Genomic DNA, 22058 nt, shown 5'->3' with positions numbered 1-22058 from the left:
GCACATGGCTATCCAATCTCCAGAAACAAGGTTAAGCCTGCCGAATCACACATTAGACCGTCGACCGACACGCTGGCGAACTTGCAGCAACAGCGCACGAATATCTGCAAGTGGCAGCAGACCACTCGCCACCACGACAATCGACAGTGCAATCAATAGCAACGATTTCAGCATCAGGGCCAGCGGCAAGTAGAGATCCCATTGATCCAGCTGCGCGCTCACCCAGGCACAAATAATGAAGGCCACCACGCCAGACGCGCAGGCAGGCCAGTTATAGGGAATCCGATAGAGACGCTGACTGACCAACAGCCAGGCCACAAAGAACACCAGCGCGGCCAGAAGTGTCGCCGTTGCAGCCCCGTAAACGCCCCACAACGGCACCAGCAGCCAGTTGGCCCCGGCACTGACCGCCGCTGACAGCAGCGTTACCCACAGCTGCCAGATGGTTTTTTTCTGGATGGCGATGCCCGGCGCAAAAATATACATCTGAGACAGAAGCAGCGCCGGGGCGAGGAAGGCAACCAGCGAGGCGCCTGCGAGGTAATCCGCGGTTGCAAATACAGTCAAGAGCTCGCGGGCAAACACAGCCAGGAACAGGCAGCCGGCCAGCGCTACAGCAACAAACCAGCTGAACAACCGGGCAATCTGCCCCGGTGTTTCCGGTTCCCGGTAATGCTGGTAGACCAGTGGCGTCAGTGCGGCCTGGATACCAAGCAGCAGCAAGGCGGAAAGGCCCGCGACACGACTGCCAATACCGAACAGGCCGACGTCCTCCAGTGAGCCAAAATGCATCAGCGCAACGCGGTTGATATACAGGCTGACAAACACCGCCAGGCCGGCCGGAACCAACGGCATGGAGAACTTCAGCATCGCCGCGAGCCTTTCAACATCGAAGGAAAAGCCGAATGTGGTGCGCAAAAGCCAAAGACAGATCAGCGTTGAGCATAACGCGGCCAGTAACTGGCCAAGCATGACGCCTTCCAACCCCTTGCCAAGCATCAGGCAGAACAGCACCGCAAAGGCCAATGTCATCAGCGCATAGCCGAAGCTGACCATGGCGTACGCCTTACTGCGCAGCTCCCAGCGAAACTGGTTGAGCAGCAAATAGTAAATGCCATTGATGGTGATAAAACCCAGGCCAAGGCGAAAGGTCTCGAGGTACGCCGCGTCGCCGAGCACCAACAGATTCAGGCGTGACGAAGCCACCAGGCCTGCCAGCAGAAACACACTGTACATACCCAGGGTGAACCAGAAGGACGTGCTTGCCAGCGTGCGCTTTTCGGAGGGTTCCGCGATGTCTCCCCAGTAACGCGCCAACCCCTGCGACACTTCCAGCGCAACGGTTAGATTCACCAGCGCGCCCAGAGTGATGAGCAAGTCAAAAGCCCCGTAATCACCTGGAGAAAGTACCCGTGTGTAGAGCGGCAGCAAAAAAATAGCCAAGCCTCTGGACAAAATAGAGGCCAGGCCGTAGATCAGGCTGTCACGCAAAATCGCCTTAAGCATTGGAGACTTGGTCCTCGCTTTTGACCAAATCAAGAAGAGCGCGCTCCAGGGCCGGTTTATCCCCCATCGCCAAAGCGCTGGCACCCAACTGCTCGACTACTCCACTCACCAGGAAACGTACGTGATAATCGGGGGCGCAACATCCACCAACATAATCGATGCGTGAAGGGTCAAACCACCATTCGGCGCGAGGAGTGCCCTCAAGAAGATCCAGATAGCGTCTGGCAACGACCGCACACGACCAGCGCTCCTGAACGAAAAGCTGAGCCCGTCGGCCCAACTCCGTCCTGTACTCGGGTTCGCAAACCAGCTTCTCTATCGCTGCTTCCAAATTCTGCGGTAACACGTACAAACTGGGTGGCACATCTTCGGCCTGGATGTAGCGCGAGACATTCTCGGCCATGTAGCCGGCAATGACGCAAGGTTTACCAAAGCGAGCCGCCTCGGAGCCAAAAACGGCAAGCGGGATGTCCGAATACAGTTGATCCACGATGAAATCACAGTGGGCCAACTGCTTGAGTACTTCCTGATTACTGACACCCTGGAGCTTGATGAACTCGATCGGATACCCCCGGGCGATCAACCCATCGATAACCTCACCTATCCTCTGACTGCCCTTGGCCAGGGGACTTGAAGGGCTGTGCAAAATTGTCACTTTTCCCGCTGCGGGCTTTGTATCGATACCAACAGGCGCATCAAAGGCAGCCGGCACGCCCATAGCGAACCAGTTTATAAAAGGTTGCTCATGGAAATGGGAACTGCTCGGCGAACTGACAATGAAGTCAGCGTAACGCTCATGCAGGGCAATACGCTTTTTCAGGGTGTTGACCACTCGTCCCAATTTATGAAAATCAGGCGACTCTGCCACACAAGGATAAACAGACCCATCCAGATAAGGGGGACGGAAGTCACTGCCCACGTTAATGAACACCACTTTCTTCCTGAACGCCTTGAGCAAAAACAGTTCGAGATGAGAGTCCGTTAACGTACGACCGTAGAGGAAAATATAAGCGTCGTAGCAAAAAACCGACCCTAGAAAAACCAGCCAGCTCCAGGCTTTGTGCAGCAGTACGTAAAAGATCTTGCGCAGCAATTGACGTGATTGTGTCGCGCCCCGGCGCGCACCGATTGCCTGCCAGGCACGGATCAGCCACGAGTCACGCGCCCCGCCGTAGGAAAAGATATGCCTGCTCTCCAACACCAAGTCAGCCGAGATGCCATTTTCGGCAAAGCCCTTGGCTAGACCTTTGGCAACACCGGCGATTTCTACCGGGCCGATCAAAACCCTCATACCTCCTCCGGGGTGAGACGTGAGCAGGAGAGCATTGTAATCATCGGCTGCGAATCAACTTGGCCGGAACACCAGCAACGACAGAGTATTCAGGAAAGGTCTTGGTCAAGACGGCACCCGCTCCTACCTTGCTGCCCTTGCTGACGGTTACGCCGTTCATGATGATTGCGCCAATACCAATATTTACGTCGTCTTCAATGACAACCTTGGCAAAGCTCAAGCTCTGAAACATGATCGGTACGTCACGCCCGCTATCTTCGTGGTACGCCGCATGGATTTTCACCCCTGGGCCTATACCCACGCAGTCACCGATTTCAATGCCGCCGGCACCATGCAAAAAACAGCCTTGGCCAATCCACACATTGTTTCCTAGAACAATCTTGTCCTTGTAATAACCTTTCAAGATCGTGTCGTGACCGATGTAAACATTATCCCCAAGCTCGATATTTTCAGGGTGAAAGACCCGGACGCCATCTTCAATAATGACATTCGTCCCTACACGCGCAAACTTGCTCAGGTCAGGAGTACCTGGCCCTTCTGATCGATATGCTTTCATTGCCCACCTCGAATACTGTCGATTAAACGACCCAGTCCGGACTCCAGGGAAATAGCACCCCGTCCTTTGCAATACATACTGGATTTAGCACCGTCTACCTGATTGAAAACGGGCTCAATATTTAGAATCCGGCCCGCGAGCAGCGCAATCTCCTGAATACTGACGATCTCGCTTCCACCCAACACATGCACGCCCTCGACGCGCCCCAGCGTCATTGCACAGAGCTGATCGCATAGGTCATCAATATGTTGCGGGTTGATGAGCGGGCACGAGGCATGAATCGAAATATCAATCGGCTCGCGGTTCAGGATGCGCTGGATCAACCTTGGCATCAGGCGCTCCCGGGACTGACCTTCACCGTAGGGGTAATACAAACGCGCAACTGCAGATGGCCCTCGATAGTGCAGGCGAACGACCTCGTCCCCGAGGTACTTGCTTAGAGCATAATCACCCACAGGGGCCGCAGGGCTATCGAATACCGCCGGGCCATCCGAGTAACCGTATACAGCGCCACTGGATACATTGAGCAAATAAGGGGGTGTTGCGCGCGCCTGCAACATCGCACACAGGTTAATGATCCCCTGTACGTTTACGGTGAACAGCTTTTCTCGATCCGCCCCCACATAAGCAGCGCAGTTGATCACTGCATCGTGATCCTCAAGGCAGCCAAATGACTCCGGCATGACAAGATCGATATCGCTGCGACCGTAGGCTCGAACCTGGTGCCCCTCGGCAGTCAGTCTAGAGACCAGATGACTGCCGACAAATCCGTTTGCGCCTACGATTCCAACATTCATATTTAACACCTGATAAAACCAGACCAGCCAATATTGTGTTTCTGTACCGTCCAGGTTGCCCGCTGAAACTGACACGCCTACGACTAGTTTCAAACCCGGTATTGGCTCATCCAGCCGTTACATACGTTAGAACCAATTCAGGCTTGAATACGCATGAGGGGCAAGATAAATCAGCATCCGCCAACCTGAGGCAAGGCTTACACCCTTCAGTCGATGCGCTGCTTGTACCAGGCCAGGGTTTCCGCCAGGCCTTTATCGAACGGCGTCAAAGAATACTGGATAAGGCCTTTGACCTTTTCGTTACTGGCGTTGTGGCAAAGCACATCCGAATGGCGTCCCGGTTTGCGCAGGATCTCGCCGCTATAGTCGAAAGCCGTGCAGATACGCTCAATCAGCTCCGTGATGGAAATCTGATTGTCGGTGGAAATGTTGACGGTCTCACCCGACGGCAGCACCGAGTACAGCTTCACAACGGCATCTACCGTGTCCTGCACATAGATGAAATCGCGGCTCTGAGTACCCTCGCCATGAATCTCAGGCGTACCGCCTTTCAGCAAGCGCATGGCGGTAATCGGGATCACACCGGCGAGCATGCCCCTGTAGTTCTGGCGTGGCCCGTAGTTATTGAAAGGCCGCACGATGAACGCATCCAACTCAAACATCCGCACATAGCTTTCCACGGCCAGGTCGGCAGCAGCTTTACCCGCAGCATACGTGGTGGTTGGATTGCGTGGATGAGCTTCGTCCATCGGCTCGTAAACAGCAGAGCCGTAAACTTCCGAAGTGGAGAAATGGCACAGCGTCTTGAACAGGCCCCGGCGCTGCAGCTCCAACAGGTTAAGCGTCACGCGCACGTTGGTATCGAAAGCGTTGGCCGGGTTCAGGAACGAATAATTCAGCGCCTTAGTCGCGCAATTGAAGACGATATCAATTGAATGATTGGTAAAGATGTATTCCAGACTGGTGTTGAATTCCGCATCATCGCGATAAAAGGTGACTTTGCCAGTCGCAAGAGCCTCCTCCAGGTTGTCTTCCGAGCCGACAAACAGATTGTCGATCACGACAACATGCGCTGCCCCTTCGACCAGCAGCTTGTCCACAAGGTGACTGCCAATGAAGCCAGCACCACCGGTGACAAGGATCGTCTTGCCCCGCACATCATCCCGAATCGTCATGCTTGCACCGCCGCTTGAATCACTGCACAAATTTTCATTGCCTCAACACCTGCATCGACACCCGGCACACTGACCGAGGATGGCTGCCGGCAACTCGCCATGAAGGCTTGCAGCTCGGACAACAGGGCTTCCTGAGGAGGCACCGCAACCGCCTCTTGAATCGCCGAGATGGTGTAGGGCAATACACCGCCCTGCTGGGTCTCAGATTGGCGATTGATGATGATTTCTTTACGCAACAGATCGCAGTCGACAAACATGTCGGTGCAAGTAGCCTCGATCTGGCGCTTCTTCTTGTCGGTTACGCGACTCGCCTGAATTCTTGAGAAGCGGCCGTTTTCATGGGTAATCAACGCTGAGGCGAAATCGATCATGCTCCCGTGCGCGAAACCGTGAGCAGCCACGGACTTTGCCGGGCCGTTAAGGAACAGCGCCAGATCAATGTCATGAATCATCAGATCGGTGACAACATCAACATCGGTGATACGCGAACTCACTTTGTTGGTCCGGGTGAAGTCGATGCTGATGATCTGCTCGCTCTTCTGCAGGACCACCTTCAGCGCCTGCACTGCAGGGTTAAAGCGCTCGATGAAGCCGACCTGGATATTCAGGTTGTTGTCCTTGGCGAAAGCTGCGACTTCATCGCACTCCTCCAAGGTCGCCGCGAGAGGCTTTTCGACGAAGATATTCTTCACCTGGGCGGCTACCAGGCGGATGTAATCGGCGTGGGTCACGGTAGGGGTACAAATCACCACAGCGTCGACGTTGGCGAGCAGTGGGCTTGGGTCAACCACCCCTGGCACGCCGTGCGCTTCGCCAGCACGAGCGGCTACGCCAGCGTTCGCATCAGCGACAAAGGCCAGTTCCACGCCCTTGAGCAGGGACAGCACGCGCAAGTGATTACGCCCCATATTCCCAAGGCCAATCAGGCCTACCTTGAGCACTTCTTCAAACATATCTCAAACGTCTCCGGAAACTCGATTGCCTTCCCTGTCGATCTTGGCGACCGCACGAGCAGGATTCCCCATGACGAGGGTGTAAGGTGCAACATCCTTGGTAACGACACTCCCGGCTGCGACCATGGCGTACTCACCAATGGTAATCCCGCAGACGATGGTCGCATTCGCACCGATACTGGCACCGTTATGCACGAAGGTCGGTGTGATGGACCAGTCAGCATTGAATGCGCGTGGCACCTTGTCATTGGTGAAACAGGCATTGGGGCCGACGAAGACATCATCACCGATCTCTACGCCGTTATAGACCGAGACACTGTTCTGGATCTTGCAACGATCGCCGATCTTAACTGCGTGATCGATATAGACATCCTTGGACAGAATGCACCCTGCCCCGATCACCACATCTTCACGGATCTGTACGTTGATCCAGACCTTGGTGCCCTGCCCGATACTGGAGTTGTCCGAGACGTTGGCCGTCGGATGGATATAGACATCATTTGCCATTGGCGCCTCCGGCCAGCGTTGCACGAACTACGGACACCACGCTCTGCAATTCCTCATCGGTCATGTAGGGGAACAGCGGTAAATTAAGCACCGATGCACACAGTTGCTCGCCGACCTGACCGCCGAAGTGCCCTTTGATATAGGCGGCAGCGCCCGGCTGGCTCGACATGACGCCAGGGTAGATGTTCGCAAAACCGATCTCGGCCGCCTTGAGCGCAGACTCCAGGGCGAGCTTGGTATCCGCGTCAGACACCAGGCAGACATTGCAGTACCCATTTTCCGTGTATGCGGCTGGGGCCGACATCAGCTCGATGCCAGTCGAAGGCAGAGCCTCTCGGTAAAAGGCGACCGCCTTGCGACGGGACGCAAGGCGGTCCTCGATATGCCCGATGGACAAATTGAGGAACGCCGCCTGCAGCGAATCCAGGCGCGAGTTCCAGCCCACGTCGCCGTACCCGTAATGAGCCGTGCGCCCGTGATTACCGAGACGTCGAACCTTGTCGGCAAGCGCCGCGTCATCGGTAAACACCGCACCGCCGTCGCCCGCACCACCAAGAACCTTGGCTGGGTAGAAGGAGGTGGTGGAAATGAACGCCCCCTTGCAGATCGGCTCACCCGCGAATTCAGCACCGTACGATTGAGCACCGTCCTCGATCAGGCAGACAGCGTGTTTTTTGCACAGATCGCGCAGATCCTGCAGGCGCGCACTGCCCCAGCCATACAGGTGGGCAATGATCGCAGCTTTGGGCGATGCCTCGCGAATGGCCTGCTCGAACGCAGCAAAATCGACGCCCCCATCAGTGATTTCAGCATCAATGGTGACTGGTTTTGCGCCTACATTGACGACCGCTTCGAAGGTCGCCCAGAAGGTCACATTCGGAACCAGCACCACGTCCCCCTCACCCACGCCCACTGCACGCAGGGCCAGTTGAAGGGCATCCGTGCCGTTTGCACAGCTCACTGCATGAGCCACCTGCAAGTCCGACTGCAAGCGTGACTCCAGGGCAGCGACTTCGGCACCACCGATGAACTGTGCGTTGATCGTCATCGCATGGAATTTTTCCATCAACGCGGCGTGAAACCCAGGCTCAAAGCGCTTGAGATCAATAAAGGGAACTTTAATTTTCAATCTCCTTAGATAAGCCCAAAAATGGCCGCCACTTTATCAGCAATCCGGGCCAATCTCATAACTAGTGTCACCCCTTCCAAGTGCCGTTTACGGGCCATATGCGCCTGGAGGACGTACGACATAAAAATTTTAAAAATCAATATGATACGCTATCAATCCGAGTCAGATCCAAGCATGCCCCGGCAACCAGGCCTGACCACCGGGACAACGCACGACTCACTGCCCCAGACTATCGCTCAACGCCTGGACGATGGACCGCAATACCGCTTCATCGAGATAGGGATGCATGGGCAAACTCATGACACGCGAGGCCGCGGCATCACCCACTGGTAGCGCAACGCTATCATCCTTCACCGCAGGCTGGCGGTTGAGTGGAATCGGATAATGCACCGCAGTGGGTACACCCAGCGCCTTCAGTTGCTCCTGAACCTTGTCTCGCGCACTGACCTGAACGGTGAACTGAGCCCAGGCACTGGTGTTGAACGCCTCTACAAAGGGCACAGCGATGCCGGCCTCAGCCAGCAATTGGCGGTAACGTTCAGCGACCTTCTGTCGCAACACCAGTTCTTCGGCGAATATCCCCAATTTGGGCAAGAGGATGGCTGCCTGCAGCGTATCCAGACGACTGTTCACCCCCACGCGTACGTGGTGGTAACGACGATCCTGGCCATGGCGGGCGATTTGCCGCATGACAACAGCCAACTGATCGTCGTTGGTAAATAGCGCACCGCCGTCGCCGTAGCAACCCAGTGGCTTGCTCGGGAAAAAGCTTGTACTCCCAATGGTCGTCAAGTTGCAGGATCGACGCCCCTTGTAGGTCGCACCAAAACTCTGCGCCGCATCCTCGATCACAGGGAGGCCGTGTTGGGTCGCGATGGTATTGATCGCGTCGAAATCCGCACACTGGCCATACAGAGAAACCGGAATAATCGCCTTGGTACGCGGTGTAATTGCCGTCTCCAGCAATGCCGGATCAAGATTGTAGGTGCGCGGGTCAACATCGACATAGACAGGCTTGGCGCCCAGCAGCACCACGGTTTCTGCGGTAGCGATGTAGGTAAAGCCCGGCGTGATCACTTCATCGCCCGGACCTACACCCAAGGCCATCAAGGCAATCTGCAAGGCATCGGTGCCATTGGCGCAGGTAATGCAATGCTTGGCGCCAACAAATGCGGCAAGACGCTCTTCGAGCTCCGCAACTTCCGGACCGAGGATGTATTGACCATGAGCCAGGACACGCTGGATACCCGCATCGATCTTGTCTTTGATTCTGGCCTGCTGGGTCTTGAGGTCAATAAACTCGATCATTGCCCGGCCTCCTTGATCAGCGTTTTACCACTCAATATGTAGCGAGCCCCACTGTGCTCGCAAATCGCAATACCGTCGCCTTCCAGTGGCAAGTCCAACTGCTCGCCGAACTCGCTCATCCAGCCTATTTGCCGAGCTGGCACGCCCACCATCAAGGCATAGGCAGGCACAGGTTTGTTGATCACGGCACCGGCACCGACGAAAGCATATTCACCAATGGTGACACCACAGACGATCGTACAGTTGGCGCCCAGGGTGGCGCCTTTCCTGACCAGAGTGTCGCGGTATTCGCTCTTGCGCTCAATCAGCGAACGCGGATTGTAGACATTTGTGAACACCATGCTCGGCCCACAGAACACTCCTTCTTCCAGCGTCACGTTGTCGTAGACCGAAACGTTATTCTGAATCTTGCAGTTGTCCCCTATGAGCACCTTGTTACCGACAAAGACGTTCTGCCCTAGGGATACACCCTTGCCGATACGCGCACCACTACAGACGTGCACGAAATGCCACACCCGCGAGTCGTCACCGATCTGCGCACCCTCGTCGATAATTGCAGAAGGATGAATTTGATAATTCATGCCTGCCTCAGCGACTCAGAGCTGCAAGAAAAGGATGGCCCTCGCCGTCCTGCGGAGTAACGATGGCGGTCGAACGAATGGTGTTTACGGTCTCGATGCAGTGACGCGCGTCTTCAATGCCATAGCCACGGCCGGCGAGAATTTCCCGGTAACTGGTGGTATGCAGGTCGGTAAAGCCTTCGGAGAACTCCATCTCATCGCCATCAACCGTGATGGAGCGATAGGTAGGTTTCTTACCCTTGACCGAGTCCGGCAAGTCATCGGCATCAATGGACAAAAACCAGCGCACACGCGCTTTCTCGTATTCGAGGTAACCAGCGGCTTTGTAATCATTGGCAAAGTGCACAACGTTACGCTGCAACTTGCCAAAAATGAAATGCAACATGTCGTAAAAGTGCACGCCGATATTGGTCGCAATGCCATAGGATTTGCGCGGGTCCCCCTTCCAGCTCTCCATATACCACTTGCCACGCGAAGTGATATAGGTGAGCTCTACATCATACTTAACATCGCGAGACTCCCGGGCAACTTTCTCCTTTAGATCGAGAATGGCCTGGTGATGACGCAGTTGGAGGATATTGTAGACACGCTTGCCTGTCTCGCGCTCGACCAAGGCCAACTCGTCGAGAATTTCAGGCGTAGGAACCAACGGTTTTTCGCAAATCACATCACAACCAAGGCGCAGGCCGGCGGCGATATGCGAATGGTGCAGATAGTTGGGCGAACAGACTGCGACGTAGTCCAGGGCCGTGGCCGGATCGCGCTTGAGCTGCCAGGCGTGTTCACTGAAACGCTCGAACTGAGTAAAAAACTCGCTCTGCGGAGACAGGCTGTCAATGATCCCCACGGAATCATTGATGTCATAGGCCGACACCAACTCGTTACCGGTGTCTTTGATTGCGCGCATATGCCGAGGGGCAATGTAACCGGCAGCGCCAATAAGGGCGAAACGTTTCAAAGGGAACACTCCAGCAATCAGGCTTTGATGATATGGGCTTCAGGGGTACGGTACTTGCCGCGGCTATCGACCACCAATAATGCGTGCCGGCGAATCAGCTCATAATCGAATTTGTCGTGATCAGTCGCCAGAACAATGGCGTCGAAGCTCGCAATATTCTCCGAGGTCAGCACTTCGCTGGACAGGTTGAAGTGGTGTTCACGCATCTTCGGGAACACCGGAACGTGCGGGTCGCTGTAAGCCACGATGCAACCTTTGGCCTCCAGCAACTCCATGATCTCCACGGAGGGCGACTCACGCATATCGTCCACGTTTTTCTTGTAGGCAATGCCAAGCACCAACACTCTGCTGCCTTTCAACGGTTTACTGTTGTTATTGAGGCCGTCCATCAGCTTGCTGACTACGTACTCGGGCATGGCTTGGTTGACTTCGCCGGAGAGCTCGATGAAACGCGTGTGCAGGCCGTACTCGCGGGCCTTCCAGGTCAGGTAGAACGGGTCGATGGGGATGCAGTGCCCACCGAGACCTGGGCCAGGATAGTAAGGCGTGAAGCCGAACGGCTTGGTTGCAGCTGCGTCGACCACTTCGAAAATATCAATCCCCATCCGATCAGCCACAACTTTCATCTCGTTGACCAATCCGATATTCACCGCACGGTGGATATTTTCCAGAAGCTTGGTCATTTCAGCGGCCTTGGTAGAACTGACCGGCACCACTTGGTCAATCGCCTGCTCATACAAGGCGATACCGACTTCAAGACACGCAGGCGTATGCCCACCTATCACTTTTGGAATAGTGCGGGTTTCAAAGTTTGGATTACCCGGATCTTCCCGTTCTGGCGAGTAAACCAGGAAAATATTCTCACCGACCCTCAAACCACCACCCTCAACGCGCGGAAGCAATTCTTCTTCCGTAGTTCCCGGATAGGTGGTGCTTTCAAGCGAGACAACCTGACCTTCACGCAAGTAAGGTTTTATTGCTTCCGTGGTATTAATCACGAAGCTCATGTCCGGCTCACGATACTTGTTCAGAGGCGTTGGAACACACAAAATCAACGCATCACATTCACTAACGCGCTCAAATTCGGTAGTAGCCTCAAAACCGCTTTGACGGGCACTGTGAACTTTCTCAGCGGGAATATGTTCGATATAACTTTGACCGGCATTCAACCGAGAGACTTTAGCCTCATCAATGTCGATACCCAATACGCGAAAGCCAATGGCATTATAACGCAACATCAGGGGCAGACCGACATACCCCAATCCAACAATACCGATCAGGGCTTCTTTGCTCTTAAATCTGTCAACACTTGACTGCTTGATGCCTGACATCAGGTAAAACTCCATTAGCTAATTCTGGAACGATCAACACATCAACTATCCCGGGAATCACAACCCGATGCTGAGGCTCTCTTTTTCATACGTCCCATTGGAAACGCCGCCACTTGGAATTGACCAACCTGCGAGACAGCGTAAGCACATGCACCGTGGGGAATGTATCAAAGGGCACATTATGCCGCCATTCTACCCGCATAGCTGTAGCCAAATTGACGATTCCACAACAGCCTTGGAGAGAAACACATGTAATCATGGCGTTACAGCGAGCAAATCCAGGCAGAGGATTGCCGTTTTCTAACAACGCCCACCCCTGAAACGACCCTGATTTTTCTCCCCCAAAGCACATGTGAATCTTACCTTGCGCTACAAAATGTCGCGGCCGACGCACTGCCAGTCACTATAAACCAGAGCAAATTCCCCAACCGGACTGACTACTCGACACACGATAGGAAGACTGGACGATTTTTCAAGAGACCACAGATCCGTTACCAAGCCTGGCCTTAGTAGCGAAGCCTGTGGATCAGGATTCCAAAGCGCCATAACCCGAGAAGCGTTGCACTGCCCGGATAACTCACCAACATTCAAATAAGCAGATTTAAAATCTCTGCCCGCAAAAGGGGTGCATGGCTTGAGCATGCAGCACAGAGAACAGCCATACAAAGCGCCCCAACCCTAACGATCCGGATCCACCTGAAAAGGGCCACTAATTTCAACATGCAACACTAGAGTATTAGCTCTTAACGCGCGCCTTTGCTGCGCGCCTTAAACGCAGACGCGCCAACGAGCCAATAAGAGGACCGAGACAGCAACCTACCAGGAAAGCCAAGACAATATAGACCGCAACTGAAGCCTGAGGCGTAGACCAAGTAAAGAATATAAGGGCTACACGCTGATCATTTTCAAGAGTGAATACAATCACGACTACGGCAATCAAAATAAGCAGTACGATTTGCGCTAACTGCCTGACTTTACTCATCTAAACCTCCAAGCTACGATCACAGGCGACCTTCATCTTCCTCATCCTCATTCACCCGATCCCGCAATTCCTTCCCCGGCTTGAAATGAGGCACAAATTTCCCATCCAGGCTCACCGACTGCCCAGTCTTAGGATTCCGCCCCACCCTTGGAGCGCGGTAGTGCAGCGAAAAACTGCCAAACCCACGGATCTCAATTCGATCACCGGTCGCGAGGCACTGGGACATTTGCTCAAGCATGGTCTTGATAGCCAGCTCCACATCCTTGGATGAAAGCAGCCCTTGATGGGTGACAATTCGTTCGATCAACTCCGACTTCGTCATATTTTTCCCTTCTTTTTCAAGCAGCTAGGAAAAGCGCTTCGAAGGTTTTAGCATGACTTGATGAATTTGAACAGCCCACATACCAACTTATCCGCCGTTTGAATAACGCCCCCCATGAGCGACCTACACTCTCAATTGCAGATCACGAGCATGGTACGGGTGACCGCTCCTGCAGGGTTCCAACCGAACAAGTAATCACCCTCTTCGTCCTTGGCGTCGTTGGACCTAGCGACGACCTTATAACCCTGCATCCTGCATTCGCGGGCGGCGCGCCTCTCGCACTTATCCCAGTTGTTGCCCAACCCCGAGCAATCGACCTCAATACCGCTGACACCACGCCTCGCGTGAGTTTTGGCGCTGGTAACGGAACAGCCCGCAAGCATTACCACTGCGAACACCACGATAAGCCTGTTCATCGAAATCCTTGAAAACGCGGGAGCGCCTTTATCAATACTCTATTCAGCTCTGACATCAAGCTGTGTGCCTTGGTTCTTGCGTGTTGATTCAACAAATTTAAGGCAAAAAAAAAGGCGACCGAAGTCGCCCTTTTTTACAGCCTTACAGAACTTAGTTCTGCTTAGCCATTGCTTCACGCAGCAGGGAGGCCATGGTGGTCTCGCCTGTTGCAGCTTCCGGAGCCGATTTCAGGCTCTGGATGGCTTCTTTCTCTTCCACTTCGTCTTTCGACTTGATGGAGAGTTGGATCACGCGGCTCTTGCGATCGACGCTGATGATCTTGGCTTCTACTTCCTGGCCTTCTTTCAGAACGTTGCGCGCGTCTTCAACGCGGTCACGGCTGATTTCGGAGGCTTTCAGAGTCGCTTCGATATCGTCGGCCAGAACGATGATGGCGCCTTTGGCGTCAACTTCTTTCACAGTGCCTTTAACGATTGCGCCTTTGTCGTTCTCTTGAACGTACTCGGAGAACGGATCGCTTTCCAGTTGCTTGATACCCAGGGAGATGCGCTCGCGCTCTGGGTCAACCGACAGGATAACGGTATCCAGCTCGTCGCCCTTCTTGAAACGACGAACAGCTTCTTCGCCAACTTCGTTCCAGGAGATGTCGGACAGGTGAACCAGGCCGTCGATGCCGCCGTCCAGACCAATGAAGATACCGAAATCGGTAATCGACTTGATGGTGCCGGAGATTTTATCGCCCTTGTTGAACTGGCCAGAGAAATCTTCCCATGGGTTAGATTTGCACTGCTTGATGCCCAGGGAGATACGACGACGCTCTTCGTCGATGTCCAGAACCATGACTTCCACTTCGTCGCCGACTTGTACGACTTTCGAAGGGTGGATGTTCTTGTTGGTCCAGTCCATTTCGGAAACGTGTACCAGGCCTTCAACGCCTTCCTCCAGCTCAGCGAAGCAGCCGTAGTCGGTCAGGTTGGTAACACGCGCGGTGACGCGAGTGCTTTCTGGATAACGGGCTTTGATAGCAACCCATGGATCTTCACCCAGTTGCTTCAGGCCCAGGGAAACACGGTTGCGCTCGCGATCGTATTTCAGAACCTTGACATCGATCTCGTCGCCAACATTGACGATTTCGGAAGGATGCTTGATACGCTTCCAAGCCATGTCGGTAATGTGCAGCAGGCCATCGACGCCACCCAGATCGACGAATGCGCCGTAATCGGTGAGGTTCTTGACGATACCTTTGACTTGTTGGCCTTCCTGCAGGGATTCCAGCAGAGCTTCACGCTCGGCGGAGTTCTCTGCTTCCAGGACGCTGCGACGGGAAACGACAACGTTGTTGCGCTTCTGGTCGAGCTTGATGACCTTGAATTCGAGTTCTTTGCCTTCCAGGTGCGTGGTGTCGCGCACAGGACGAACGTCGACCAAAGAACCTGGCAGGAACGCACGGATGCCGTTAACGTCGACAGTGAAGCCGCCTTTAACCTTACCGTTGATAACGCCCTTGACCACTTCTTCAGCTGCGAAGGCTGCTTCGAGAACAATCCAGCATTCAGCGCGCTTGGCTTTTTCACGGGACAGCTTGGTTTCACCGAAACCGTCTTCAACCGAGTCCAGAGCAACGTGAACTTCGTCACCGACATTGATTGTCAGATCACCAGCATCGTTGTAGAACTGTTCCAGCGGGATCAGAGCTTCAGACTTCAGACCAGCGTGAACGGTTACCCAGCGAGCTTGGTAATCGATATCAACGATAACACCGGTGATGATGGAGCCTGCCTGAAGGTTCAGGGTTTTTAGGCTTTCTTCAAAGAGTTCCGCAAAGCTTTCGCTCATTTTAATTCCTGTTGATAAGGGCGAAGAATACGCCCATCTCCACACCCCAGACGGTGTGGGTCAGTTTCAGTTAAAAGAAGCCACCGCAGGACTATGACTGGTCCCCTGCGGCCTTCTTGATCACCCGGCGATATCGCGAATGGCGATTTCACTCAAGATGCGTTCCAGCACCTGCTCGATGGACAACTCCGTGGAATCCAGCTGTATGGCATCAGCCGCCGGCTTGAGCGGGGCTACTGCGCGCTGGGTATCACGCTCATCGCGTGCACGGATCTCATCTAGCAGACTCGACAGACTAACACCATCGACTTTGCCCTTCAACTGCAAGTAGCGGCGGCGAGCCCGCTCCTCGGCGCTGGCGGTCAGGAAAATCTTCAGCGGCGCCTCGGGAAACACCACCGTGCCCATGTCACGGCCATCGGCCACCAGGCCCGGTGGCTCCTGGAAAGCCCGCTGACGCTGCAACAACGCATCACGCACCGCCGGCAGTGCGGCAACCTGGGAAGCCCAGGAGCCGACCTGCTCGTTACGCAAGTCATCGGTCACATCGTCCCCTTCCAGGATGATGCGCTGGGGATGACCCTCCGTCGCGCCGACGAACTGCACATCGAGATGCGCGGCCAGCAGCTTCAGGGATTCTTCGTTGGTCAGGTCGACGCCATGGTTGCGTGCGGCAAACGCCAGCAGGCGGTACAGCGCGCCGGAATCCAGCAGGCACCAGCCCAGGCGCTTGGCCAGGATGCCGGCGATCGTGCCTTTGCCCGAGCCGCTTGGCCCGTCGATGGTAATCACCGGTGCTTTGATATTCACAATTGAGCCTCTTGGGCAACACGGATGCCGACTTGGGCACACAGTGTAAGAAAGTTCGGAAAAGACGTAGCAACATTGGCGCAGTCATGGATACGAATCGGCGCGGTCGCCCGCAGGGAAGCCACGCTGAAGGCCATGGCAATCCGGTGATCACCCCGGGCATGGACTTCACCACCGCCCATCACGCCACCGTCAATGATAATCCCATCGGCGGTCGGTTCACACTTCACCCCCAACACCTGCAGACCGTCGGCCATGACCTGGATACGGTCGGACTCCTTCACGCGCAACTCTTCGGCTCCACGCAAAATGGTCCGGCCTTCAGCGCAGGCGGCCGCGACGAACAACACGGGGAATTCATCAATAGCCAGAGGCACCAGCGCTTCCGGAATCTCGATACCCTTCAATGCAGCTGCCCGCACCCGCAGGTCAGCGACAGGCTCGCCACCCACTTCGCGCGGGTTTTCCAAGGTGATATCGGCCCCCATCAACCGCAGGATATCGATCACGCCGGTGCGGGTCGGGTTGACGCCGACATGCTCCAGCAACAACTCGGAGCCCGAGGCAATCGAAGCCGCCACCAGGAAGAATGCCGAAGAGGAGATGTCCCCCGGCACTTCAATATGGGCAGCCGTCAGTACATGGCCCGATTCCACCGACGCGGTAGCGCCTTCCACCGCGACCGGGTAACCAAAACCGCGCAACATACGCTCGGTATGGTCACGGGTCGGCGCAGGCTCGGTCACAGCGGTTTGACCTTCGGCATACAGCCCCGCCAGCAGCAGGCACGATTTGACCTGGGCACTGGCCATCGGCATTGCATAGCTCATGCCTTTGAGCGCCTGGCCGCCACGAATGGTCAGCGGCGGACGTCCTTCCGGCCCGGTCTCGATCACCGCACCCATGTCCCGCAATGGCTTGGCCACGCGGCTCATCGGGCGCTTGGACAGGGAAGCATCGCCGGTCAACACGCTGTCAAAGCGTTGTGCCGCCAACAAACCGGACAGGAGGCGCATGGACGTGCCGGAATTGCCCAGGTAGATCGGCCCCGGCGCCGGCTTCAAGCCGTGCAAGCCAACACCATGAATGGTCACGCGCCCATGGTGCGGCCCCTCAATCACCACGCCCATGTCGCGAAACGCCTGCAGGGTCGCCAGGGCGTCTTCACCCTCAAGGAACCCTTCCACCTCCGTCACGCCCTCGGCCAACGAGCCGAGCATGATCGAGCGATGGGAGATCGACTTGTCACCCGGCACCCGGATACGCCCGCTCAAGCGGCCGCCCGGGTTGGCGAGAAATGTCAGGTCATCGGCGTTCACAGCGGTTTCCATATAGGCCCGGCGAGCCAGGATCTTGCTGAAATGCTCACGCGCCACCCGCGCACGGGTGAACACGCCCAATAATTGATGGCCATCCCCGGCATCGACCGCGTCGCGCAAGGCGTCGAGGTCACTGCGGAAGGTGTCCAGGGTGCGCAACACCGCTTCGCGATTGGCGAGAAAGATGTCGTGCCACATCACCGGATCGCTGCCGGCAATCCGCGTGAAGTCGCGGAAGCCACCGGCGGCATAACGGAAAATCTCGAGGTTTTCGTTACGCTTGGCCAGGGAGTCCACCAGGCCGAATGCCAACAGATGGGGCAAATGGCTGGTCGCCGCCAGCACTTCGTCGTGGCGCTCGACCTGCATATGCTCCACATCCGCCCCCAGCTCACGCCAGAGACGATCCACCACCGCCAGCGCGGCCGGATCGGTTTGCTCCAGCGGCGTCAGGATCACTTTATGGCGGCGGAACAGCTGCGCGTTGGACGCTTCCACCCCGCTCTGCTCAGAACCGGCAATCGGATGGCCCGGCACAAAGCGCGACGGCATGCCGCCAAAGGCCTGCTGCGCCGCCCGCACCACATTGCCCTTGGCACTGCCGACGTCTGTCAGGATCGCCTGGCCCAGATCCATGCCGGCCAATACCGCCAGCAGTTTCTCCATGGCCAGGATCGGCACAGCGAGCTGGATGACGTCAGCCCCCTGGCACGCCAGCGCCAGGTCCGCCTCGCAGCGATCCACCACGCCCAACTCCACCGCCAGCTTGCGCGATTGCGGGTCAAGATCCACACCAACCACTTCGCCGCACAGCCCGCTTTCGCGCAGGCCTTTGGCAAAGGAGCCACCGATCAAGCCCAGGCCGACCACCACCAGGCGACCGATCATAGGCACGGCAGGTTGCAATGCAGTGACATCAACCACGAGCCAGGACCTTGGCCAGCGCCTCCAGGAAGCGGCTGTTTTCAGCCGGCAAGCCGATGGTAATCCGCAGGTGGTTCGGCATGCCGTAGTTGGCCACCGGCCGCACGATCACACCTTCACGCAGCAGCCCCTGGAATACCGGGGCGGCCACTTGACCAAGGTCGACACAGATGAAGTTGCCCTTGGAGGGAATCCAGCCCAGGCCCAACGCACGGAAACCATCCTGCAACTGCAGCATGCCGCTGGCGTTGATGCGGCGACCTTCTTCCAGGTACTCGGCATCCTTCACCGCCGCACACGCTGCCGCCAGGGCGAGGCTGTTGACGTTGAACGGCTGGCGTACGCGGTTCAGTACATCGGCAACCACCGCAGTCGACAGACCATAGCCAACCCGCAGCGACGCCAGGCCATAGGCCTTGGAGAAGGTGCGCGACACCAGCAGGTTCGGGTAGGCCGCCAGGAAATCCAGGCCGTTCGGCAGGTCGCTGCCTTCGGCGTACTCGATGTAGGCCTCGTCCAACACCACCAGCACATGCTCAGGCACGTCCTGCAGGAAGTCGTTCAGCGCCTGTGCATCGAACCAGGTGCCGGTCGGGTTGTTCGGGTTGGCGATAAACACAACGCGGGTCTGAGCATCGATGGCAGCCAGCATGGCCGGCAGGTCGTGACCCCAGTCCTTGGCGGGAATCACGCGGGCGTCGGCACCGACCGCCTGGGTGACGATCGGGTAGACCGCAAACGCGTGCTCGCTGAACACGGCGTTCAGGCCCGGCGCCAGGTAGGCACGCCCAACCAGCTCGAGGATGTCATTGGAACCGTTGCCCAGGGTGACCTGGTTCAGCTCAACCCGGCATGTTTCTGCCAGCAGGGACTTGAGGGCGAAGCCATTGCCGTCCGGGTAACGGGTCAGCTCGGCCAATTCTTCGCGAATCGCCGCCAATACCTTGGGGCTTGGGCCCAGTGGATTCTCGTTACTCGCCAGCTTGACGATCTTGGAGGGATCCAGGTTCAACTCACGCGCCAACTCGTCCACAGGCTTGCCCGGAACGTAAGGCGACAGTTGTTGCACGCCCGGCTGGGCCAGGGCGAGGAAGTTGCCACTCATGTTAAAGCCTCACAAAACCGCTTTCGGGTAAGAGCCCAGCACCTTGAGTGCCACGGCTTCCTGACTGATCTTCTCCAGCACGCCCTTGACCAGCGGATCGCGGTGGTGGCCGATAAAGTCGATAAAGAACACGTAAGTCCATTTACCGCTGCGCGAAGGACGCGTCTCGATGCGCGTCAGGTCAATCCCGTTATCGTGGAACGGCACCAGCAGCTCATGCAGCGCGCCGGGCTTGTTGCTCATGGAGACGATGATCGAAGTCTTGTCGTCGCCGGTCGGCGGCACCTCCTGGCTGCCGATCATCAGGAAGCGCGTGGAGTTGTCCGGGCGATCCTCGATTTTCTCGGCAAGGCGCGTCAGGCCATACAGGCCTGCCGCCATATCACCGGCGATCGCCGCCGAATTCCATTCACCCTTGACCCGCTTGGCCGCTTCGGCGTTGCTGGACACCGCCACGCGCTCCACATTCGGGTAATGCGCATCCAGCCACTTGCGGCACTGGGCCAGGGACTGGGCGTGGGAATAGATGCGGCTGATGCTGTCGGTCTTGGTGTTCTCACCCACCAGCAGATGGTGGTGGATGCGCAGCTCGACTTCGCCGCAGATCACCATGTCGTGCTCAAGAAAGCTGTCCAGCGTGTGGTTGACCGCGCCTTCGGTGGAGTTTTCCACCGGTACCACGCCAAAGTTCACCGCGCCGGCCGCCACTTCACGGAACACCTCGTCGATGGCCGCCATGGGCTTGCTGATCACCGCGTGGCCGAAGTGCTTCATGGCCGCCGCCTGGGTGAAGGTGCCTTCCGGGCCGAGGTAGGCCACTTTCAGCGGCTGCTCGAGCGCCAGGCACGACGACATGATTTCACGGAACAACCGCGCCATCTCTTCGTTGCCCAGCGGGCCCTTGTTACGCTCCATGACGCGCTTGAGCACCTGGGCTTCACGCTCCGGCCGGTAGAACACCGGCACTTCGCCTTCCGCCAGGGACGCCATCTTCACCCGGGCCACTTCCTGGGCGCAGCGCGCACGCTCACTGATCAGCTCCAGGACTTTCTCGTCCAGGCTGTCAATGCGTACACGCAGGGCCTTGAGTTCTTGTTCAGACATTAGCCGTGTTCCTTTTCGAACTCTGCCATGTAGGCAACCAGCGCGTTGATCGCGTGGATGTCGACAGCGTTGTAGATGGAGGCGCGCATGCCACCCACCGAACGGTGGCCCTTGAGGTTCAACAGGCCGCGGGCGTCGGCACCGGCCAGGAAGGGCTTGTCCAGGCGGTCATCGGCCAGGCGGAACGGCACGTTCATCCACGAGCGGTCGGTGAGGTTGATGGGGTTGCTGTACAGGCCGCTGGCGTCGATGAAGTCGTACAGGGTGCGCTTCTTCTCTTCGTTGAGCTTGCCCATGGCCGCCACGCCGCCCTGCTCTTTCAGCCACTCGAACACCAGGCCCGACAGGTACCAGGCGAAGGCCGGCGGGGTGTTGTACATCGAGCCGTTGTCGGCCGCGACCTTGTAGTTGAGCATGGTCGGGCACAGTGAACGGGCGCGACCCAGCAGGTCCTCACGCACGATATTGACCAGGATGCCGCTCGGGCCGATGTTCTTCTGCGCGCCGGCGTAGATCATGCCGTAGCGCGACACATCGATAGGCCGCGAGAGGATGTCCGAGGACATGTCGCACACCAGCGGAACATCGCCGACTTCCGGCACCCAGTCGAACTCCAGGCCGCCAATGGTTTCGTTCGCGACGTAGTGCACGTAGGCCGCGTCCTTGGACAGCTTCCATTCGTTCTGACCGGGAATGGCGAAGTAGTCGTAGGGCTTGGCGGTGCCGGCCACATTGACGTGACCGTAGCGCGAGGCCTCTTCAATAGCCTTCTGCCCCCAGATACCGGTGTCGATGTAGTCGGCCGTGCCATCTTCCGGCAGCAGGTTCAGCGGGATCTGGGCGAACTGCTGGCTCGCACCGCCTTGCAGGAACAGCACTTTGTAGTTGGATGGAATGTCGAGCAAGTCGCGCAGATCCTGCTCGGCCTTGGTGGCAATGGACACGAACTCATCGCTGCGATGGCTCATTTCCATCACGGAGAGGCCTTTTCCATGCCAGTCGAGGAGTTCACCCTGCGCACGCTGCAGGACTGCTTCAGGAAGCGCCGCGGGACCGGCACAGAAGTTATAGGCTCTCTTGCTCACATCCAATCTCACTCTGATCTGGTGGGGTGGTGCAATAAATCGGGTTTCAATACTTTCATAAG

General features: G+C 56.7%; 21 protein-coding genes. All 21 read right to left on the bottom strand.

Translation table 11 applies throughout. The features are described 5' to 3' along the window. Window positions 1-45: 45 nt before the first annotated feature. Window positions 46-1506 carry an oligosaccharide flippase family protein gene (locus NIBR502773_RS23710; protein ID WP_141157083.1) on the bottom strand — a complete coding sequence of 487 codons (1461 nt, stop codon included), beginning with the start codon at window positions 1504-1506 and terminating at the stop codon, window positions 46-48. After that, the gene (locus NIBR502773_RS23705) at window positions 1499-2797 is read right to left on the bottom strand and encodes a glycosyltransferase (RefSeq protein ID WP_141157082.1); all 1299 of its coding nucleotides are present in this window, start codon (window positions 2795-2797) and stop codon (window positions 1499-1501) included. Before NIBR502773_RS23705 ends, NIBR502773_RS23710 begins: the two co-directional genes overlap by 8 nt. Window positions 2798-2837: 40 nt before the next feature. Continuing rightward, complete coding sequence (locus tag NIBR502773_RS23700; RefSeq protein ID WP_053132492.1) at window positions 2838-3353, bottom strand: DapH/DapD/GlmU-related protein; 516 nt, start codon at window positions 3351-3353, stop codon at window positions 2838-2840. After that, entirely contained in the window at window positions 3350-4243 is an 894-nt protein-coding gene (locus tag NIBR502773_RS23695) for an NAD(P)-dependent oxidoreductase (protein ID WP_141157081.1), read from the bottom strand. Before NIBR502773_RS23695 ends, NIBR502773_RS23700 begins: the two co-directional genes overlap by 4 nt. A 113-nt stretch (window positions 4244-4356) precedes the next feature. Then, window positions 4357-5325 (bottom strand): dTDP-glucose 4,6-dehydratase, encoded by a 969-nt coding sequence (locus NIBR502773_RS23690; RefSeq protein WP_141157080.1) that lies wholly within the window; start codon window positions 5323-5325, stop codon window positions 4357-4359. After that, window positions 5322-6278, bottom strand: a complete 957-nt coding sequence (locus NIBR502773_RS23685) for a Gfo/Idh/MocA family protein (RefSeq protein WP_141157079.1) — start codon at window positions 6276-6278, stop codon at window positions 5322-5324. The genes NIBR502773_RS23690 and NIBR502773_RS23685 overlap by 4 nt, the downstream gene beginning before the upstream one ends. A 3-nt stretch (window positions 6279-6281) precedes the next feature. Then, entirely contained in the window at window positions 6282-6785 is a 504-nt protein-coding gene (locus tag NIBR502773_RS23680; RefSeq protein WP_141157078.1) for an acyltransferase, read from the bottom strand. Then, a complete protein-coding gene (locus NIBR502773_RS23675; RefSeq protein WP_218938954.1) occupies window positions 6775-7914 on the bottom strand; it encodes a DegT/DnrJ/EryC1/StrS aminotransferase family protein in 1140 nt (379 codons plus the stop codon). Before NIBR502773_RS23675 ends, NIBR502773_RS23680 begins: the two co-directional genes overlap by 11 nt. 216 nt (window positions 7915-8130) lie before the next feature. Next, entirely contained in the window at window positions 8131-9222 is a 1092-nt protein-coding gene (locus NIBR502773_RS23670) for a DegT/DnrJ/EryC1/StrS aminotransferase family protein (protein ID WP_141157077.1), read from the bottom strand. Beyond that, window positions 9219-9803, bottom strand: coding sequence for a UDP-2-acetamido-3-amino-2,3-dideoxy-D-glucuronate N-acetyltransferase (gene wbpD / locus NIBR502773_RS23665; RefSeq protein ID WP_141157076.1), 585 nt, complete (start codon window positions 9801-9803; stop codon window positions 9219-9221). The genes NIBR502773_RS23670 and wbpD overlap by 4 nt, the downstream gene beginning before the upstream one ends. A 7-nt stretch (window positions 9804-9810) precedes the next feature. Further along, window positions 9811-10761 (bottom strand): UDP-N-acetyl-2-amino-2-deoxy-D-glucuronate oxidase, encoded by a 951-nt coding sequence (gene wbpB, locus NIBR502773_RS23660; RefSeq protein WP_141157075.1) that lies wholly within the window; start codon window positions 10759-10761, stop codon window positions 9811-9813. 17 nt (window positions 10762-10778) lie between these two features. Then, window positions 10779-12092: a UDP-N-acetyl-D-glucosamine 6-dehydrogenase gene (wbpA, locus tag NIBR502773_RS23655; RefSeq protein ID WP_141157074.1), complete on the bottom strand. Its 1314-nt coding sequence runs from the start codon at window positions 12090-12092 to the stop codon at window positions 10779-10781. Window positions 12093-12828: 736 nt separating this feature from the next. After that, window positions 12829-13074 carry a lipopolysaccharide assembly protein LapA domain-containing protein gene (locus tag NIBR502773_RS31385; protein ID WP_141157073.1) on the bottom strand — a complete coding sequence of 82 codons (246 nt, stop codon included), beginning with the start codon at window positions 13072-13074 and terminating at the stop codon, window positions 12829-12831. Between the two features lie 19 nt (window positions 13075-13093). Further along, window positions 13094-13396 carry an integration host factor subunit beta gene (ihfB, locus tag NIBR502773_RS23645; protein ID WP_141157072.1) on the bottom strand — a complete coding sequence of 101 codons (303 nt, stop codon included), beginning with the start codon at window positions 13394-13396 and terminating at the stop codon, window positions 13094-13096. A gap of 131 nt (window positions 13397-13527) precedes the next feature. Then, on the bottom strand, window positions 13528-13812 hold the full coding sequence (locus NIBR502773_RS23640; protein WP_141157071.1) for a hypothetical protein: 285 nt from the start codon (window positions 13810-13812) through the stop codon (window positions 13528-13530). 151 nt (window positions 13813-13963) lie between these two features. Next, entirely contained in the window at window positions 13964-15649 is a 1686-nt protein-coding gene (gene rpsA, locus NIBR502773_RS23635) for a 30S ribosomal protein S1 (protein ID WP_027604177.1), read from the bottom strand. A gap of 120 nt (window positions 15650-15769) precedes the next feature. After that, entirely contained in the window at window positions 15770-16459 is a 690-nt protein-coding gene (gene cmk / locus NIBR502773_RS23630) for a (d)CMP kinase (RefSeq protein ID WP_003172653.1), read from the bottom strand. Further along, window positions 16456-18666 carry a bifunctional prephenate dehydrogenase/3-phosphoshikimate 1-carboxyvinyltransferase gene (locus tag NIBR502773_RS23625; RefSeq protein ID WP_257228304.1) on the bottom strand — a complete coding sequence of 737 codons (2211 nt, stop codon included), beginning with the start codon at window positions 18664-18666 and terminating at the stop codon, window positions 16456-16458. Before NIBR502773_RS23625 ends, cmk begins: the two co-directional genes overlap by 4 nt. Window positions 18667-18694: 28 nt before the next feature. Further along, window positions 18695-19807, bottom strand: a complete 1113-nt coding sequence (gene hisC / locus NIBR502773_RS23620; RefSeq protein WP_092359025.1) for a histidinol-phosphate transaminase — start codon at window positions 19805-19807, stop codon at window positions 18695-18697. A 9-nt stretch (window positions 19808-19816) separates the two neighbouring features. Beyond that, entirely contained in the window at window positions 19817-20911 is a 1095-nt protein-coding gene (gene pheA / locus NIBR502773_RS23615) for a prephenate dehydratase (protein ID WP_003172650.1), read from the bottom strand. Then, a complete protein-coding gene (gene serC, locus NIBR502773_RS23610; RefSeq protein ID WP_065939348.1) occupies window positions 20911-21996 on the bottom strand; it encodes a 3-phosphoserine/phosphohydroxythreonine transaminase in 1086 nt (361 codons plus the stop codon). The genes pheA and serC overlap by 1 nt, the downstream gene beginning before the upstream one ends. Between the last annotated feature and the right edge of the window lie 62 nt (window positions 21997-22058).

It is taken from the genome of Pseudomonas sp. NIBRBAC000502773, assembly GCF_006517195.1.
GTDB classification, from domain to species: Bacteria; Pseudomonadota; Gammaproteobacteria; order Pseudomonadales; family Pseudomonadaceae; genus Aquipseudomonas; species Aquipseudomonas marginalis.
The sequence above is the reverse complement of the archived record's forward strand: the minus strand, read 5'-3'. Positions and strand labels throughout refer to the sequence as shown.

Coding starts and splice junctions, on each gene's coding strand:
- wbpD (WP_141157076.1), bottom strand. CDS start 9,803: ATGAATTATCAAATTCATCCTTCTGCAATTATCGACGAGGGTGCGCAG.
- ihfB (WP_141157072.1), bottom strand. CDS start 13,396: ATGACGAAGTCGGAGTTGATCGAACGAATTGTCACCCATCAAGGGCTG.
- NIBR502773_RS23690 (WP_141157080.1), bottom strand. CDS start 5,325: ATGACGATTCGGGATGATGTGCGGGGCAAGACGATCCTTGTCACCGGT.
- NIBR502773_RS23670 (WP_141157077.1), bottom strand. CDS start 9,222: ATGATCGAGTTTATTGACCTCAAGACCCAGCAGGCCAGAATCAAAGAC.
- rpsA (WP_027604177.1), bottom strand. CDS start 15,649: ATGAGCGAAAGCTTTGCGGAACTCTTTGAAGAAAGCCTAAAAACCCTG.
- hisC (WP_092359025.1), bottom strand. CDS start 19,807: ATGAGTGGCAACTTCCTCGCCCTGGCCCAGCCGGGCGTGCAACAACTG.
- NIBR502773_RS23680 (WP_141157078.1), bottom strand. CDS start 6,785: ATGGCAAATGATGTCTATATCCATCCGACGGCCAACGTCTCGGACAAC.
- pheA (WP_003172650.1), bottom strand. CDS start 20,911: ATGTCTGAACAAGAACTCAAGGCCCTGCGTGTACGCATTGACAGCCTG.
- NIBR502773_RS23685 (WP_141157079.1), bottom strand. CDS start 6,278: ATGTTTGAAGAAGTGCTCAAGGTAGGCCTGATTGGCCTTGGGAATATG.
- NIBR502773_RS31385 (WP_141157073.1), bottom strand. CDS start 13,074: ATGAGTAAAGTCAGGCAGTTAGCGCAAATCGTACTGCTTATTTTGATT.
- NIBR502773_RS23640 (WP_141157071.1), bottom strand. CDS start 13,812: ATGAACAGGCTTATCGTGGTGTTCGCAGTGGTAATGCTTGCGGGCTGT.
- NIBR502773_RS23705 (WP_141157082.1), bottom strand. CDS start 2,797: ATGAGGGTTTTGATCGGCCCGGTAGAAATCGCCGGTGTTGCCAAAGGT.
- NIBR502773_RS23625 (WP_257228304.1), bottom strand. CDS start 18,666: ATGATCGGTCGCCTGGTGGTGGTCGGCCTGGGCTTGATCGGTGGCTCC.
- NIBR502773_RS23700 (WP_053132492.1), bottom strand. CDS start 3,353: ATGAAAGCATATCGATCAGAAGGGCCAGGTACTCCTGACCTGAGCAAG.
- NIBR502773_RS23710 (WP_141157083.1), bottom strand. CDS start 1,506: ATGCTTAAGGCGATTTTGCGTGACAGCCTGATCTACGGCCTGGCCTCT.
- wbpA (WP_141157074.1), bottom strand. CDS start 12,092: ATGTCAGGCATCAAGCAGTCAAGTGTTGACAGATTTAAGAGCAAAGAA.